Origin of the sequence: Paenibacillus sp. GP183 (assembly GCF_900104695.1) — a bacterium.
Classification (GTDB): Bacteria; Bacillota; Bacilli; order Paenibacillales; family NBRC-103111; genus Paenibacillus_AI.
Window position 1 is genome coordinate 4,791,170 of record NZ_FNSW01000001.1, and the last position, 16,263, is coordinate 4,807,432.

The window sequence follows — 16,263 nt, forward strand, 5'->3', positions numbered from 1 at the left end:
ATCCCAAAATCATAGCTCCAAAATGCAATCTCATCTAAAAAAAAGGCCGCCTCAGCAGCATAAATCTGCTTTAGGGACGGCTTTATTTGTTGAAAGTATTCAATCGTCATCCAAGCAGAGTGCGATCATCGGACAGCTGGCTGCCGCTGATTTGCTCGAACTCACCGAGCAGCTGAGCTACGGTCAAATCCTTTTTCCGCTGTTCGTCGATGTCGAGAATGATTCGGCCTCTGTCCATCATGATCAGGCGATTCCCCAGACGAATAGCTTGCTCCATGTTGTGGGTGACCATCAGCGTGGTCAGCTTCATACCGGTCACAATTTCCTTCGTGAGTCGAGTGATGAGTTCCGCACGCGCAGGGTCAAGAGCGGCTGTATGCTCATCAAGCAGCAGGATCTGCGGCTTGGTGAACGTTGCCATCAGCAGGCTGAGGGCCTGCCTCTCTCCTCCGGACAGCATGCCGACCTTGGCATGCAAGCGATCCTCAAGACCGATGCCAAGGCGCCTCAGCTCTTGGCGAAAGATTGTGCGCTTGCTCGCGGTGACGCCGAAACGAAGTCCGCGCTTCTTGCCCCTCGAGTAAGCCATTGCGAGATTCTCCTCGATCGTCATGCGCGGAGCTGTTCCGGCCATCGGGTCTTGAAAGACGCGTCCGATCCACTCGCTTCGACGATACTCCGGAAGCTGCTGAATCGCATGGCCATCGATCCGAACCTCGCCCGTATCCGGGGTCATGACACCGGAAATTACGTTCATCAGGGTCGATTTGCCCGCGCCGTTGCTGCCGATTACCGTAATAAAGTCGCCGGGGTTCAGCTTCAGGTTGATGCCCATCAAAGCAATCTTCTCATCCGGCGTACCGGGATTAAACAGCTTGGATACATTGGACAGCTGAAGCATTAGCGGTCACCTCCCGATTTGGGCTGTGCAGCCAAGCCCAGCAGCTCCGCTGAACGTTTCCGGGCCAAGCCCTTTTGTTTCCAGGAACGCTGCAGCGATGGTACCACAAGTGCAATGATGACAATGACAGCCGTGATAAGCTTCAAGTCCGAGGCTCTCAGCCATTCCACGCGCAAAGCAAGCGCATACACTATCCGATACACAATGGATCCAAGAACAGCGGCCAAAGTGGCGAAGAATACCGTTCGAGCTCCAAAAATCGCCTCGCCGATGATCACGGAAGCCAGTCCAAGGACGATCATGCCGATCCCCATTGAGATGTCCGCAAAACCGGACTGCTGAGCGATAAGTGAACCGGAGAGCGCAACCAGTCCATTGGACAGGCTTACACCGAGAATCGTAGTGTTATCGGTATGAGCGCCCAGGCTTCGAATCATGCGCGCGTTATCACCTGTTGCCCTTAGTGCCAGGCCTAAGTCTGTTTGAAAAAATGCATCAAGCAACAGCTTCACAATGATAACCACAATAACCATTAGAATCAGCGGCTTGATCGAGACGAATATAGTGTCAGCTCCGAGCAGGGAAATATTCGGCTTAACCATAATCCGCAAATTGATCGAGTACAAGGCGATCATCATCAAAATCCCGGACAGCAGTCCATTAATTTTACCTTTGGTATGCAGCAGCCCCGTGCAAGCTCCTGCGATCAGGCCGCCGGCAAAAGCAGCCAAGCAAGCTAATATCGGAGAAAATCCTTTGGTAATCAGGACCGCGGCTATGGCTCCACCTGTTGTGAAGCTTCCATCTACAGTCAGATCAGGAAAATCCAGAATGCGGTACGTAATGTAAACCCCGAGCGCCATTAAAGCATATAGTAAGCCGAGCTCCACCGCTCCGACCATCGAGCCTAGCGCTCCGTCCATCGAGCCAAGCATAATCATACCTCCTAAAATTAAGAAATGGGGTGAACATCAGGGACGTTCACCCCATTACCTGTTGTTTACTTAATGATGTTCTTTTCTTTATCCTTGACGGCATTTTTCATGGCATCCGTAACTTCAATGCCTTGGTCGGCAGCAGCTTTTAAGTTAAGAATGACGTCCAGCTTGTCGGGTACAGTGACTTTCATATCAGCTGGCTTTTTACCATTCTTCAAAATCTCAACAGCCATTTGGCCTACCTGGTAGCCGTGGTCATAATATTTGAAGCCGACTGTGGCAAAAGCACCTTTCTCAACCGTATCGCGATCACTTGAGAAGAATGGAATGTGCTTATCCTTTGCCAATTTAAGGATGGTATCCACGCCGGTCACGACTGTGTTGTCGAGTGTAATATAGAAAGCATCCGCGCGTCCTACCAAGGATTCTGCAGCTTGCTTAACTTCGGATGTGTTGGTAACCGGTGCTTTGATCAATTTAATGCCGCGCTTGGTTAGGCCTTCTTCCGCCTTCTTGGCCATGATCACCGCATTAGGCTCGCCTTCATTGATGACAAGGCCCACGGTCTTAATTTTCGGAAAGTTGCTGCCGATGAAATCCATCAATTGGGTAATAGCTTCTGGGTTGGTATCTGATGCACCGGAGACATTGCCGCCGGGCTTATCCATACTGCTTACGATTTTGGCGGCAAGCGGGTCCGTAACTGCAGCGAAAAGTATAGGAGACTTCTTTACTTGCTGCACAACGGCCAGTGCGGATGGTGTTGCAATCCCAAGAACAAGGTCATTTTCTTCTGCCGCGATTTTTTGGGCGATCGATAAGTTATTGGCAGAGTCGCCTTGAGCATTGTTAAAGCTGACTTTCAAATTCGTGCCTTCCACAATGCCCGCTTCTTTCAAGGCAGCCAGGAATCCTTGACGAGTGGCGTCCAGGGATGGATGCTCGACGATTTGCGATATCGCGATTTTATACGTTTTGGCTGCAGGTGTTGTGGCTGCTGCTGCTGTCGGTGCCGCCGATGGTGTTGCGGTTCCGCCGGCTGCAGTGTTCGTATTCTGGGCCTTTTGCCCACATCCTGCTACGGTTAATAAAGCTGCAGATAATACTAATGATAGCCAAACCTTCTTTTTCAAATTCAATTACCCCTCTCAAATGATCAATTTCCTGCTGTGCAAATTTATCGCGTAGACTCTTCAGCACTTTTGTCTAATAAAGTAAAAAAGCGCCTGACGACACTTTTCCAAGCAGAATCAAACAAATGAATTAAGCATAGTTTAATTCATTGTTTTCGTTTCCGTCAATTGTTTTTCCTGATTGTCTCTTGGCGGATTTGTCAGCAATTGTGTCGGATTAAGAGTTATTTCCCGGTCACGAAAATAAAACTGGACCGATCCTCTGTTCGCAGTTTGCAAACTGACGATAAGGATCGGTCCACGACTAAAGCTTTAGCTGAGCTATTCATATAGAGGACTCGTTAAAGGGGAACCACTTGCTTTTCCTTGTTTTTAAAATAAACCCATTGCTTGAAGCCAATCTCCTTGAGCCGTGAGCTGACCAAATCCCAGTCGTCCCCGATACGCTGCGGAATATGTGAATCAGATCCAAAGGTAACCTCCACGCCGTAAAAAAGGGCTCTCTCCAGCATCTCATCGGATGGATACCAGCCGCCGACATCTTTCGTTTTACCGGATGTATTGATTTCAATGGCAACTCCCTGCTCTCCAATCACTTTCAGCGTTTCATTGACCTTGGAGGTTGGGATTGCCGAAAAGGCGGGATAAAATCCTTTCATCGCATCAATATGACCCAGAATTTGAAACATTCCCGAGCGAGCCGACTCCTGGATGAGGCGATAGTATTCTTCCTTTTGCTCGATTTGCTGGACATCGTTTAAACCTTTCCAACGATTCCGATTGAAAATGCTGGTTCCCCCCGATAAATGAACAGAACCGATGATATAGTCAAAAGGATACTTCGCATACTGTTTGTGGTACACCTTAGCATGCTCGGGAAAAAAATCAGACTCCACTCCCAGCAATACGTCGATTTTGCCGGCATATTCCTCTTTTAATTGCAGCACTTCGGCTACATAGGAAGGAAATTCACTTTGCCCCATAGCAATAGCAGGCTGTGGCTTATCCTCTTTACTCCCGAAATAAGGGGAATGGTCGGATATGCCGATCACAGAAAAACCGGCTTGCCTGGCAGCTTCTATATATTCCCGGATCTCTCCTTGGGCATGTCCGCAGCGGTAATGATGTGTATGCAAATCGAATTTCATGATCGTTCACTCCCTAGAAATGATGATTTTCTCGTGGTAAGGCTGCTTATTCCGAACCGAGGAACTGTGTCTCCGGCATGCCCTTTAAATCCCTTAAAAACTGCTGCATGGCCGAGTTCAAATAGCGTCCTGATTTATATACTACACCCACCGGATGGGTAATATCCAATTCACTTACCTTGATCATTTTAAGTGTGCCGCGGCGCAGTTCGTTGAATACTGACAGCTTGGAAATAATGGCCACCCCGAGATTGAGCTCGACCATGCGCTTTACTTCCTCACTGCTCGAAAGCTCCATGATGATCTGAGGGGTTATATCCAGCGATTTGAACAGCTGGTCCACAAATCTTCTTCCTGCTGTTTCCGGAGAAAGCATGATGAACGGGATGTTGCGCAGCTTTTCCATCGAGAGATGGGAGAAGCGGCTTAGCGGATGCTGAGAGGAAACAATCAGCTCGAAGGTGTCGAAGTAAAGCACAGAAGTTTCAAGTGCCGGATTTTTTTCAAACAAATATGCAATGCCGATGTCAACTTGACCGTTTTCCACACTGCTCATAATCTGGGAAGAGGTCATGGAATGGATCGTTGTTTTGATCAGCGGGAATTGGTCCTGGAAGTAAGATAATACTCTCGGCAAAATTTCCATCGCAATGGAGGTCGTGGTACCAATATGAATGTGCCCTTGGGGTGTATGGTACAAATCATCGAGCCGTTGTTTAAGATCATCGACAGTCCTTAAGATCCGTTCCGCATGCTCGAGGAATAAACGGCCGCTATCCGTAAGGGTAACAGGCTGATTACGGTCGATGAGAATCGTGCCGAATTCGTCTTCAAGACTTTTAATCTGTGCAGATACCGCAGGCTGGGTCAAATTAAGAATCTCACCAGCCTTGCGGAAACTCATGGTCTTGGAAATGGTAAGAAGCGTTTCCAACTGGTTGATATTCATGACCCGGCCTCCTTCATAGACAAAATTTATCGGAATTGTAAAAAGAATAAAAACCTTTTGTTACTTCCATTATAAGGTACGTACACGGTGTCGGCAATCCGGAAATGAAAAATGGAAACAACCATCCAATATACATAAAACCAGTATACTTGTCCTAAATGATTAGGTATAATGTAGGAAGTTAATTGGCGGGGAATCATTCATGAAGGAGACCTGTATATAATGAAGGCGGAGTACATCAACCCCTTTTTGGAATCTGCTAGAATTGTGATTGAGCAAGTGGCCAATATTCGTCCTACCACGGGTAAGCTGGGCATCAAGGACCTGAAAATTGTGGAGAGCTATATTTGGATCCAAATCGGCATGACCGGTCAGATGCAAGGAGATATTGTTTTTGGACTGGCGGAAGATGTCGCTTTGAGAATGGTATCGGCCATGATGGGCGGATATGTCATTACCGAGATGGATGAGATGGGCAAAAGCGCAATTTCGGAGCTCGGCAACATGATCAGCGGCAATGCCAGTACGATGCTCTTCAATCAGGGAGTCAGAGTGGATATCACGCCTCCAAAAATCGTTCAGTCCGGAAGCAGCGACGGCTTTGTTGCGAAGAAAGCACTAACCATTCCACTGATTATGGATGGCATAGGCGAACTGGACATTCAAGTGCTGATTAATTAAGTGAAGCGGAGAGTCTGCCAGGATGCAGAAACCGCTTTTTCTCATTTTTAAGACAGGAGAATGATGAATGAACGTGAATGCGAAAATTGTGCTGATCACCGGAGCCTCCAGCGGGATCGGAGCCTTGATGGCTGAAGCCTTTGCTGCCAAAGGCGCTGTTCCCATATTGACGGCGCGCACCCTTCCCAAGCTGGAGGAAATCGCTGCGCGTCTGCCGGGAAAGCATGCAGTCTTCTATCTGGATGTGACGAAGTACGATCAGGTCACGGAAACAGTGCGGCAGATTATGGAGCAATTCGGGCGCATCGATATATTGATCAACAACGCGGGCTATGGGCAGTTTGAATCCTTCACTGACGCGGCAATCGAACATTTTGAAGAGATGATGGACGTGAATTATTTGGGTACTGTTCGCTGTACCAAAGCTGTACTTCCGCACATGCTCAAGGCAGGCAGTGGACATATCGTCAATATCGCCTCCATAGCGGGCAAGGTTGGCTCGGCCAAATCAACAGGATACTCAGCCACCAAACATGCGGTGCTAGGGTTCACAAACAGCTTGCGTCTGGAGCTGGTCGGCACAGGAGTTTCATTGACAGCCATTAATCCTGGACCGATAAATACTCCGTTCTTTGATCGAGCTGATCCGGAGGGCACTTATGTAAAGAACATTTCCTGGATGATGCTGAAACCGGAAAAGGTAGTCTCGGAAATCATTCACGCGATAGAACATAAGAGAGCCGAGAAGAATTTACCGAGAATGGCTGGGTTCGCCTCCAAGCTCGCACTGCTTTTCCCGCGTTCCTATGACAGGCTTGCTCACCGAATCATGAATAAAAAATGAAGAATAAGCGGAAATTCCCTGGAGAGGGAACTCCGCTTCTTTTGTCATTGATAAGAATGTTTATCCTTGCTACGGCTTAGGCTGATCCTTTAATGCTTGATTGAGATCGTGAATTTCTTCAAAAATGCGGCGCATTTCCAACTGGCTGTCCGGATGTACTTGATTCCAGTGCTTCGTCAATGCGGGCATGGATTTATGAATATGATTGTAAACAGCCCATACTTTCACTTTGTCAGCCATTTCAGCCGAGCTGTCGCCTGTTAGAAGCTCTGCTGTTTTTTCCAAAAGCGCTTGAAAATCTCGTTCAAATTCGGAGTTCATAGGACCCGCCCTTCCTTGCCAATCAGCATTTGGTTTGATTCCCCCAAGTCTAGCTTACAACCGGCATTTCTGTCAAAAATACTTGGAAGGAGACATTCGTATGCAAACTGAGGAACATTCATATCAAGACGGAGATATGATCAGCAAAGAACAGGTTAGATGCCCGATCAAGAAGATGTCCTTATATTTGATTACCTATATGAGCCAAGGGCTGAAGGTGAAAGGATATTTGGCGATACCCGAATGCAGCTCCCCGCTTCCTCCCCTGATTTATTGCCGAGGCGGGATTCGCCGGGTTGGCATGGTTCGCAAGCACAGAATTATCATCTTGGCGCAAAGAGGCTATGCGGTGTTCGCACCCTTTTATAGAGGAAATGAAGGAGGAGAAGGCCGGGAGGATTTTGGAGGAGAGGATCGCTATGATCTGTTCCATGCGGTATCGCTTATGAAATCTCTGCCGGAGGTCATACCTGGGCCTGTTCCTTTGCTCGGCTTTTCACGAGGTGCACTGATGGCCCTGCTGGCAGGGGCTTATTGCCCAGGTGTAGGTCCGATTGTCGTATGGGGCGGTGTCAGTGATTTATGGGCTACTTATGAAGAACGAGTGGATCTGCGAAGGATGCTGAAGCGTGTGGTAGGGCATCCCCAGAAGCAGGCTGATGCTTATCTGCAAAGATCGCCTGTACACTTTGCCAATCTGATCAAGCCTCCTGTATTGATCATTCATGGAACGATGGATCCCCAGGTAGACGTGAGTCATGCGAGAAAGCTGGCGTTCGCGCTCGAAGAGGCAGGCAAGGATTTCGCGATGGAGCTCTATGAAGGCAGAGGGCATCGTTTTCCCAAGGATGAGGATGCGCTTGCGCTCGATGGGATTTTTGCATGGATTGTCAAAAAAAGATCAGAGATGCTTCTGCAGAGCCCATAGAGGAGGAACTCATCAATTATTTTGGTGTTTAATATTGTTAACTATTCGTATATGCCCTAATATGGTAAAAGGACGTATTTGCAGAAGTAAGTACCACTCTGTACCAGGGGGCTGTTATGTCGAAGTATTTGATTGAGTTGTTTACTAATGATTTTCATACTTTGGATAAGGGCTTGCAGGAGAAGGTGTACCAAGAATATTACATGTTTGTTTATCCCACCATTTATTTTATTCTAAGAGATCATGCCGGAGTGGAAGATATTATTCAGGAATCGTTTTTGCGTGCTGTTCGAAAAGCTCCTTTGCTTAAAGAAAAGGATAAGTACGAAGGCTGGATTAAAAAGCTGACGAGAAATGTAACTTTAAACCATTTACGCAAATATAAAAGAAACCGTGATGAATTGGATGCCGAAGGTGTCTTCATATTGAAAGAGTCGGCGCCCGCCGTCCAAAAGACGATTCCACTGGAAAAAGAAGTTGAGCTGAAAATCATGCGCGAAGCGATAATTGCCTACATCAATGAACTAAGCCCTGCCTATCGTCAAATTATCGCAATGAAATGGATACATAATTTATCGTACAAAGATATGGCGACCGAACTCGGAGTAACGGAGGGAGTCATCCGACAGCGGCTTTATCGGGCTAGGGATGCCATCAGGCACAAATTGCTGGAGGAGTGGGGAAATTTCGATGAGTGAAAAAGAACCGAATGACAGCTTGGAGGAGCTGTTCCGGTTTGTTGTCATCCGACAGTATATAGAGCTTGTCAACCTTGTGATTTATGACCGCAATTCCTGGAACTTGATCCAAATAAGATTGGAACAAGGTAGGCTTCGCAAAAAAAGGATGCAAACTGTGCAAACTATTGGTTTATTATGTGTAGCGGGTATTCTTGGTCTTTTTATTTTTTTGAAAATCTAGGGCGGAGTCCTCTTTACCCTGTGTCCTTTGGGAGACAGGGTATTCGTGTGTATGAAGGTCAAGTCGATTTGTGCAGAAGATTAGGGTGCTTTATAATTGGAAAAAAGAATGCTTGAAATGAGGTTAATCCGTGGCAGCAAGCTTTGAAGAGCTACAAATAGACCCCCTTTATGTTCAAAAGCTGGAAGAATCGGGCTTGCAGCAGCCTACACCGATCCAGTCGGAGGCGATTCCTTTGCTTTTGCAGGGGAAGGATGTCATTCTGCAATCGCAAACAGGAACGGGAAAGACACTGGCTTATTTGCTGCCCGCTTTGCAGCGGATAGATCCAAGCCAAAAACAGCTTCAGATCATGGTGCTGGTGCCGACCCGCGAGTTAGGGATCCAAATCATGCACGAAATTGAAAAGCTTACGGTTGGTGGACTGATTCGCTCCCAAGCGTTGATCGGGGGAGCGGCGACTTTCCGCCAAATTGAGAAGCTGAGGCTTCATCCCCATATAGTGGTCGGCACACCCGGACGGATTCAGGAGCTGGTGAAGGTGCGCAAGCTAAGCCTGCACCATGTCCTGACCGTCATTGTGGATGAAGTGGACCAAGTGTTTGAGCTGGGCTCGATGAATGAAGTTCAAACGATTCTGGGGGGCATGCTCAAAACGAAGCAGCTTGTTTTCGTATCCGCGACGATCCCTAAGCCTATTCATGATGCAGCGAGCAAATGGATGCAGGAGCCGGAAGTGGTCAGGATCAATCCAGAGCAAATCACGGCTGAGAGTTTGGAGCATATCTACTTTCTCTGTGAGGAGCGAGAGAAAATTGATACCCTCCGCCGATTGGTGAGGCTGATTGAACCTCCTTCGGCCATTGTGTTCATAAACGCAACCCAAGATATTGCAGAAGTCGTGGGCAAGCTTCAATACGCGGGTCTTTCCGTGGAAGCCTTGTACGGAGAAGCAAGCAAACAGGATCGAGCAAAGGTGATGGGCAATTTCCGCGAGAGGAAGTTCCAACTGCTGCTGGCGACCGACATCGCCGCCAGGGGGCTGGACATCGAAGGCGTGACGCACGTCTTCCACCTGGACCCCCCGGTGAACGCAGAGCATTACGTTCACCGTGTCGGCCGAACCGGCCGTATGGGCCGCAAGGGCACGGCCGTCTCTATCATTACGAGGAAGGAGCAATTCATCCTCGACAAGTTCGAGAAAGCCCTCGGCATCACGATCGCGCCGAAGGCGATGTATGAAGGCCGGATTGTTGATCCGGCCGATGACCGCAGCGCGGCTGCTAGGCGCAGCCGCCGCGCTGAAGCGCGCCCGGCGGGCGGCTCAGCGCGCGAAAGCGGCGATGCCGCCGGGGTGCGCCCGGGTGCCGCGCCGCGCGCGGGTGCCCAAGGCGCCGCGATGCGCAGCGCCAACGGCGGCGCAGGCCGTGCGGCGGCGAAACCCGGTGCCGCCGCAGGCGGGGCTCGCCCGGCAGCGGCGCCGAGCGGCAAAGCCGCGGGCCCGAGCAAGGCGCAGCTCGAGCGCGAGCGCAAGAACAAGGGCGCGCCGAAGTGGCTGAAGGCCAAGCCGCAGAAAGAGTAGCGCAGCTGGCGGTGCCAGCCGCCTTTCCTGATGCACCGTATAGCTGATTCGTGTATCGCCGCCGTCGGCGGTGCATGCCAAACTCGGGAGAGGGGAGGCTGCACAATTGTTGAGGAAATTGATCTTTACCATCGTCATTTTGGCCGTAATTAGTTTTGGGTTGTATTGGGCAGCCGTGCAAGCAGTTAAGCCTGATCAAGATTTGGATTTGAAGTATAAGGAAGTATCTGTCGTCGAAAAGATACTGGACATGGTGAAAAACCGTAAGCTGGAGGTTCAGCTCACGGAGCAGGATCTCAATAATCTGGTGAAAAAGCAACTCTCCGAGCATGCCGATTTGCCGAATAATGTAACCATTACCGGTGCGCAGTTCAAGCTGAATGGTAATCGTGTGGAGGCTGACGTGAATTTGCTGTGGAATCATAAGGTGGCAGCAGCTGCCAAATTATTTTTCCTCATGGAATGGAAAAACCCTGATCTGGTAATCACTCACCTCAGCACCCAAATCAAACAGATGGAAGTACCTCAGGAATGGTTTCATTTGAATCCGCTCCGAATTCAGATGGCACAGAATATGCCTCAAATGATCGGGATCAAAGACATCGCCTTTGACCCAAACGCGATTCGCATCTTACTGACGCTGAGGTAAAATCGCATCTCGCTGATGTGACACAGATCATGCTGAATTCACCCAATTACATCCAATTACATCCAATTACATCCAATTACATCCAATTCAATTGTTCAAACTAGGAACATTGCATTACGTGCACTGTTATTTAGATAAAGCTTCGCCAATGTGGAGAACAGTGTAAAAAGTACATTCAAATCAGCTGGAATTCACCTGACCGCTCCAATTACCTAAGTAACAGTGTACAGATTGCAATGTTTGGCTATATCCAATATTTCCCTCAGATTTCATTGTACGAAATGCAATGAAAATGCAAAATGACTACCAAACCTTTGCCGACTACCTGACAAATTCCGTGTACCCATTGAAAAACACTTGAATGGCCAAATACAAAAACAGCAAAGATGAGAGGATGGAGAAGATCTGGTGCAGCCGGGCTCCCATCCTCTTTCCGCCTTCGCTGCTAATGAGTGCCATGAAGAACGACCAGACGATGGAGGCTGTAAAAAAGCCGAGCAAGAATGGAGTCAGCGCTCCTTTGATGCGATCTCCCTGAGAAGCTACGATACTTCCTCCCACCATAGCAAACCAAAGAATTACGGACGGCGAGGAGAGAGCCAGTCCCAATCCCAATGCGGCGTCCCGATACCAAGGCCGACGGACCATTTTGTCGGCTTCATCTGAGCCTTGCACCTCTTTGGGCTTCAAGGAAGCTCTCAGCATTTGCACGGTCATGTAGATCAGAACCAGCGTTCCTCCGATCCACAATATCCAGCGCAGCACGGCAAATTGATTCAAGATGTAGGACACACCCATCACGGCTAACACCGCGTAGGTCAGATCCCCAAAGCTCGAACCGACACCGATCATAAACGAAGGCAGAAATCCGCGTTTAATCCCAGCCTGCAGAATAGCCACATTGACGATCCCCAAATCCAAACACAAGGAAATAGAAAGAAGAAAGCCGGTGATAAACATCGTCATGCTGTTTGCTGCTCCCACCGTTTGGAATATAAAATGATGGCAAAAGAAATCAGAATAAGAAAGACAAAGATCCACAAGGTGACATCGCTGGCAAACCGATCCATACTCCAACCGGCTCCCAGGGGCAAAAGAGAACCGCCCAGACCACCGGACGCAATCAGCAAGCTCGTCGTTCGTTCTGTCATTCCAGGGATGAAGCGATTGGCAAAAATCAGACCCACAGCAAACATGCCGGCCATTAACAATCCGAGTAAGAGGACAATGGCATAGCCGCCCCAGATTGTAGTATTAAATGCCAGCAGCATCAGCAAAATGACACTTCCGCCGCAGGTAAAAGCCAGAAAGCTGAAGTAAGAGTATTTTTCGGCGATAATCCCTGCGAAAACTCTTCCGATCACCATCGTCAGCCAATAAGCGGATACCGTAAGCGTTGCTATGGATGTGCTGGAGTGCATTTTCTCAATGAAAATGGAGGGCAGGAAATTGATGATCGATGTTTCCATCCCTACATAGAGAAAAAAGAAAAACATAAAGCTGCCTAGGATAGGCAGGCTTGCTTTGGTATAGGCAGGTCTTCGGGTTCCTCGTTGTTCGGTGGACATTTTATGAGCGAGAAGATCATCCATGCCGCCATCGCGCATGGAGATTCGAGACCAGATGACAGCCATTATGAGCGCGCTCCCGCCCAGGATGAGAAAGGAATAGCTCCACACCCCCCGGGTAATCAGGAAGCTGGAGATGAACGGCATGACGAGCGCGCCAATTCCGAATGCTACTTCCAGCTTGCTCATAGCAATGGCCTGTTTCTCTTTGGATGCGACCATGACAAAGGTGCCGATTCCGGATTCAATCACTCCGAATGAGAAGCCTGCTACGAGGGCGAGGCCGTTGACCATGAACCATGGCGGCAGCAAGGCGATCCAGATTTCAGAAAGGGCGAGCAGGGTAAATGCCCCGCAAATCGATGCCCTGCGGCTAAAGCTGCGAATGAAATAAGGCATGCATAGGACACCCCATAAAAATCCGGCGAATTCGAGGAAAATAAGCATGCCGCCGTCGCTGTAGCTTCGCGCGTAATGCTGCAGCATTTCCGTTAATACGGCGCCCAAGATTACGTGAGTGAAGCCAGTAAGCAAATAGGAAAGCGAGCCCATTCCGACTAATCGATTCATGAAGGGATCTCCTGCTGCTCATAGGGCTGGCCGTTATTATATGCTTTTATCCTGGCGAGAGCTTCGGCAACTGAATGCACTTGATAGTTGGCAGCCTTTTTCACATCGGGATGAGCGCTTGCCATGGCAAAGCTGTGAGGCGTTATCCCGAACATCGAGACATCATTGAATGAATCGCCGATACAGGCGATTTCATCTGCTTGCAGTCCGATACTCTCAAGGAGTAATGGCAGCGAATCCCCCTTGGATACATGAAGCGGCATGATGTCGAGACAGTCGTGATCGGACACATACATCGTGAGTTGATCTCCAAGAAGGGTGTTCAGTTCCGTACGAACCTGCTGCAATATCTCCATTTCACCGAAAAAGGAAAATTTGGCGGCCGGAAGATCCCGGGTTAATGCTTCCTCAGCCATAGGATATACGATGAAGGGCTCAAACATCCGAGTTTGAATCCGGTCAGATGCTTCAGTCAAGTGCGTAATGTGATTCCCGTCTTCATTACAAATGAGCTTGACTAAATCATATGGCTTGGCGATATCGAATATTTTAACGGCCAGCTCGGGGACAAATGATTTGGACTGCAGCAAGCGTCCGTCCTTCAGATGAATAAAAGCGCCGTTTTGCGACACGGAGTACGCGGCAAACCCGATTTCATTCATGACCTGTGTGATCTCACTATGCATTCTGCCAGAAGCGAGGCAGATCGCCAGACCTTGCCGAGCGGCCTCAGTGAGAGCCTCACGGTCGCGTAAGGATACTTTTTTAGTATGATCCAGCAATGTACCGTCCAAATCACTAACAAGCAATTTAATCATGGATGCTTCCTCCAGTAGCTAGTATAATTTCCACGCCGCAATTCATAAGCAGATCTTTAATTTCCGCGATGGGCTCCTGATCCGTAATGAGGATGTCGATATCCTGAAAATCGGCAAGACGATAGAAAAGTCTTTTTCCGAATTTGGAATGATCGGCGAGCACGATGACCTGATCTGCCCGGCGCATCATTTCACGAGTTAAATAACCGTCTTCTTCATTGGGAGCAGACAAGCCTTCGCTGGTAATTCCGCATGTCCCGATGAACAACTTATCCACGTGATAATCCGCAAGCATTTCCAAGGCCTTTGCCCCGACGACACTATGATGCTTTTTATCCAGCAATCCTCCCAAAATATGAATGGTCACATCCTCTTTTCGAGTCAGTATGGCTGCAATTTCTATTGAGCTGGTCACCACGATATTATGCCTAGCCTGCATGGCAGCAGCTGCATGAAAAACGGTCGTTGACGCATCCATCAGTAAATAATCGCCGTCCTGAATCAGAGTTGCAGCCAGTCTCCCGATGGTCAGCTTGGAGGAGGATTCATCTTTCATCCTCTGTTCGTAATTGCCGACCTCTTTGGAGAGTGTAGGAAGAATAGCTCCTCCCCTTGTGCGGATAATATGTCCAGACTCTTCCAGCTTAACCATATCGCGCCGTGCTGTATCTCGAGAAACTTCATACAGGTCGCAAATTTCTTCCACGCTTATACGCTTATGATTTTTTAAATATTTCACGATTGCGATCAGACGCTCTTCTTGAAAAATGGGATTTTCCCCTTTCATTACTTAAGTAAACGTAAGTATTTATAAGTAATATACTTATTATACAAAGGGATCAACGATTAATCAATGTATTTTTTTATTGCATGCAAAACATATTTCGATAAATTTTCCAGATAGACCCCCCGAAAAATAAAAACATGGGCGAATTTTAGTAGCATAAGACAGGTACCCTTCGCGAAGGTCCTTACTCAGCATTATCAATCTACTATTCTATTAAAGGAGAGGGAACTTGAAGATGAAAAATATTTTGCTTAAAAAGGTGCTGGCATCCGGTTTGGCGTTGACATTGATTTTTGGAGGCGGCACTGCAGCATTTGCTGATGGTAAAGGCCATGATAAAAATGATGATCATGGAGACAATGGCAATTCCAAGCAATATGTGAAAGTGAAGAACAACACTGACATCCGTGTATCCTTCGATGACGTTCAAGGCAATGATGTGGATTGGGCAATGAGGTATATCGCCAGCCTAGCCTCCAAGCGTGTATTTGAAGGCTATGAGGATGGAAGCTTCAAACCAAGAAATGTGGTTTCCCGTATTGATGCTATTACTGCAGCGGTTCGTTTGATGGGCCTTCGTGATCAAGCTGAATCTCCTGCCAAAATGGCAACCCAACTTAATTTTAAAGATGCGGGCAAAGTACCTGCATGGGCTGTTGGATATGTAGCTGTAGCACTTGAAAATGATTTATTCAACGTAAATGATACCTCCGTACAACCACAAAAAGAAGCTGATCGTTTATGGGCGACTACGCTTTTAGTCAAAGCTCTTAAGCTGGACGCTGAAGCAAAAGCTAAAATGAACACCAAGCTTACTTTTAAAGATGCTAATGAGATTCCAGCCGGATCTGTAGGCTACGTGGCTGTAGCGATTGAAAAGGGCTTGATTGAAGGCTTTGAAAATAACACTTTCAGACCTTATGATCCAGTAACTCGTGCTCAATTAGCTAAATTGCTTGCTGTTTCAGGTGATCAAATCGGAGATAATAGCACTGTAACTGGCACAGTTAACACAGCAGTTTATAACAATGTGCTTGTGATTAACAAAGGTGGAGTACCCACAACTCTTACTCTTGATGCCAATGCATTCATTTACCGTAATGGGGTAAAAGTTGCAGCATCTGCGCTGCAGGTTGGCGACCAAATCAAAGTTGGCAGCTACAATAACCTCGTTATTTTTGTAGAGGTAGTTACTCCAGTTGTGGTGACTCCTCCAAGCGTTAATCCAATTGGAACTCTTGCGGGTACAACGACTAATGCTACTGGCGGTATTGCCACCATTTCCATTACGCAAACCATTAACGGCGTTACCCAAACTACGATCTATAATGTTAGTCCCAACGTTCAAATCAGTGGAAATCTTACCATGTTTGTACAAGGTCATCTTATTGAATTAGTAAGTACTAACCAGCTTGTTACAACTATTGTTATCAAATAAGTAACTAAACACCTGATATATAAGCATTATTATAAAAAAGGTTAGAAACACAGACGCAGCCCTAGCTAATGATTTGCATGGGCTGCG

The 16,263-nt window shown here is 47.8% G+C and carries 18 protein-coding genes; 8 read left to right on the plus strand and 10 right to left on the minus strand.

What is annotated here, in order from left to right:
- Positions 1-106 precede the first annotated feature (106 nt).
- From BLV33_RS23755 to BLV33_RS23775, 5 genes are all read right to left on the minus strand, one after another.
- A complete protein-coding gene (locus BLV33_RS23755) occupies positions 107-901 on the minus strand; it encodes an ABC transporter ATP-binding protein (protein ID WP_090797694.1) in 795 nt (264 codons plus the stop codon).
- A complete protein-coding gene (locus BLV33_RS23760; protein ID WP_253187149.1) occupies positions 901-1,836 on the minus strand; it encodes an ABC transporter permease in 936 nt (311 codons plus the stop codon). Before BLV33_RS23760 ends, BLV33_RS23755 begins: the two co-directional genes overlap by 1 nt.
- A gap of 65 nt (positions 1,837-1,901) precedes the next feature.
- Positions 1,902-2,972, minus strand: a complete 1,071-nt coding sequence (locus BLV33_RS23765; protein WP_090797696.1) for an ABC transporter substrate-binding protein — start codon at positions 2,970-2,972, stop codon at positions 1,902-1,904.
- A 341-nt stretch (positions 2,973-3,313) separates the two neighbouring features.
- Entirely contained in the window at positions 3,314-4,120 is an 807-nt protein-coding gene (locus BLV33_RS23770; protein WP_090797698.1) for a histidinol-phosphatase, read from the minus strand.
- Between the two features lie 46 nt (positions 4,121-4,166).
- On the minus strand, positions 4,167-5,069 hold the full coding sequence (locus BLV33_RS23775; RefSeq protein WP_090797699.1) for a LysR family transcriptional regulator: 903 nt from the start codon (positions 5,067-5,069) through the stop codon (positions 4,167-4,169).
- A 222-nt stretch (positions 5,070-5,291) separates the two neighbouring features.
- Here BLV33_RS23775 and BLV33_RS23780 point away from each other — a divergent pair, with 222 nt between their 5' ends.
- Both BLV33_RS23780 and BLV33_RS23785 read left to right on the plus strand, forming a co-directional pair.
- Positions 5,292-5,750, plus strand: a complete 459-nt coding sequence (locus BLV33_RS23780; protein ID WP_090797701.1) for a chemotaxis protein CheX — start codon at positions 5,292-5,294, stop codon at positions 5,748-5,750.
- Between the two features lie 67 nt (positions 5,751-5,817).
- Positions 5,818-6,594 (plus strand): SDR family NAD(P)-dependent oxidoreductase, encoded by a 777-nt coding sequence (locus BLV33_RS23785; RefSeq protein WP_090797703.1) that lies wholly within the window; start codon positions 5,818-5,820, stop codon positions 6,592-6,594.
- A 69-nt stretch (positions 6,595-6,663) separates the two neighbouring features.
- Here BLV33_RS23785 and BLV33_RS23790 read toward each other — a convergent pair whose 3' ends face one another.
- The gene (locus tag BLV33_RS23790) at positions 6,664-6,915 is read right to left on the minus strand and encodes a DUF2573 family protein (RefSeq protein ID WP_090797704.1); all 252 of its coding nucleotides are present in this window, start codon (positions 6,913-6,915) and stop codon (positions 6,664-6,666) included.
- Between the two features lie 100 nt (positions 6,916-7,015).
- On the opposite strand from BLV33_RS23790, the gene BLV33_RS23795 reads away from it, so the two are divergent.
- The 5 genes from BLV33_RS23795 (at position 7,016) to BLV33_RS23815 (ending at position 10,995) form a co-directional block, all read left to right on the plus strand.
- A complete protein-coding gene (locus tag BLV33_RS23795) occupies positions 7,016-7,843 on the plus strand; it encodes an alpha/beta hydrolase family protein (protein WP_090797706.1) in 828 nt (275 codons plus the stop codon).
- 116 nt (positions 7,844-7,959) lie between these two features.
- On the plus strand, positions 7,960-8,541 hold the full coding sequence (locus tag BLV33_RS23800) for an RNA polymerase sigma factor (protein ID WP_090797707.1): 582 nt from the start codon (positions 7,960-7,962) through the stop codon (positions 8,539-8,541).
- The gene (locus BLV33_RS23805) at positions 8,534-8,764 is read left to right on the plus strand and encodes a hypothetical protein (protein WP_090797709.1); all 231 of its coding nucleotides are present in this window, start codon (positions 8,534-8,536) and stop codon (positions 8,762-8,764) included. The genes BLV33_RS23800 and BLV33_RS23805 overlap by 8 nt, the downstream gene beginning before the upstream one ends.
- Before the next feature lie 130 nt (positions 8,765-8,894).
- Entirely contained in the window at positions 8,895-10,346 is a 1,452-nt protein-coding gene (locus BLV33_RS23810) for a DEAD/DEAH box helicase (RefSeq protein ID WP_090797710.1), read from the plus strand.
- Positions 10,347-10,452: 106 nt separating this feature from the next.
- Positions 10,453-10,995, plus strand: coding sequence for a hypothetical protein (locus BLV33_RS23815; protein WP_090797711.1), 543 nt, complete (start codon positions 10,453-10,455; stop codon positions 10,993-10,995).
- Positions 10,996-11,316: 321 nt separating this feature from the next.
- Here BLV33_RS23815 and BLV33_RS23820 read toward each other — a convergent pair whose 3' ends face one another.
- Genes BLV33_RS23820 through BLV33_RS23835 form a run of 4 tightly spaced genes read right to left on the minus strand, consistent with a single transcriptional unit; the run spans position 11,317 to position 14,738 of the window.
- A complete protein-coding gene (locus BLV33_RS23820; RefSeq protein ID WP_253187150.1) occupies positions 11,317-11,961 on the minus strand; it encodes a LysE family translocator in 645 nt (214 codons plus the stop codon).
- Positions 11,958-13,133, minus strand: a complete 1,176-nt coding sequence (locus tag BLV33_RS23825) for an MFS transporter (protein ID WP_090797713.1) — start codon at positions 13,131-13,133, stop codon at positions 11,958-11,960. Before BLV33_RS23825 ends, BLV33_RS23820 begins: the two co-directional genes overlap by 4 nt.
- Positions 13,130-13,951, minus strand: a complete 822-nt coding sequence (locus BLV33_RS23830; protein ID WP_090797714.1) for an HAD family hydrolase — start codon at positions 13,949-13,951, stop codon at positions 13,130-13,132. Before BLV33_RS23830 ends, BLV33_RS23825 begins: the two co-directional genes overlap by 4 nt.
- Complete coding sequence (locus tag BLV33_RS23835) at positions 13,944-14,738, minus strand: DeoR/GlpR family DNA-binding transcription regulator (RefSeq protein WP_366414834.1); 795 nt, start codon at positions 14,736-14,738, stop codon at positions 13,944-13,946. Before BLV33_RS23835 ends, BLV33_RS23830 begins: the two co-directional genes overlap by 8 nt.
- Positions 14,739-14,973: 235 nt before the next feature.
- Between BLV33_RS23835 and BLV33_RS23840 the strand changes: the two genes are divergently transcribed.
- Positions 14,974-16,176, plus strand: coding sequence for an S-layer homology domain-containing protein (locus tag BLV33_RS23840; protein ID WP_090799183.1), 1,203 nt, complete (start codon positions 14,974-14,976; stop codon positions 16,174-16,176).
- Positions 16,177-16,263 lie beyond the last annotated feature (87 nt).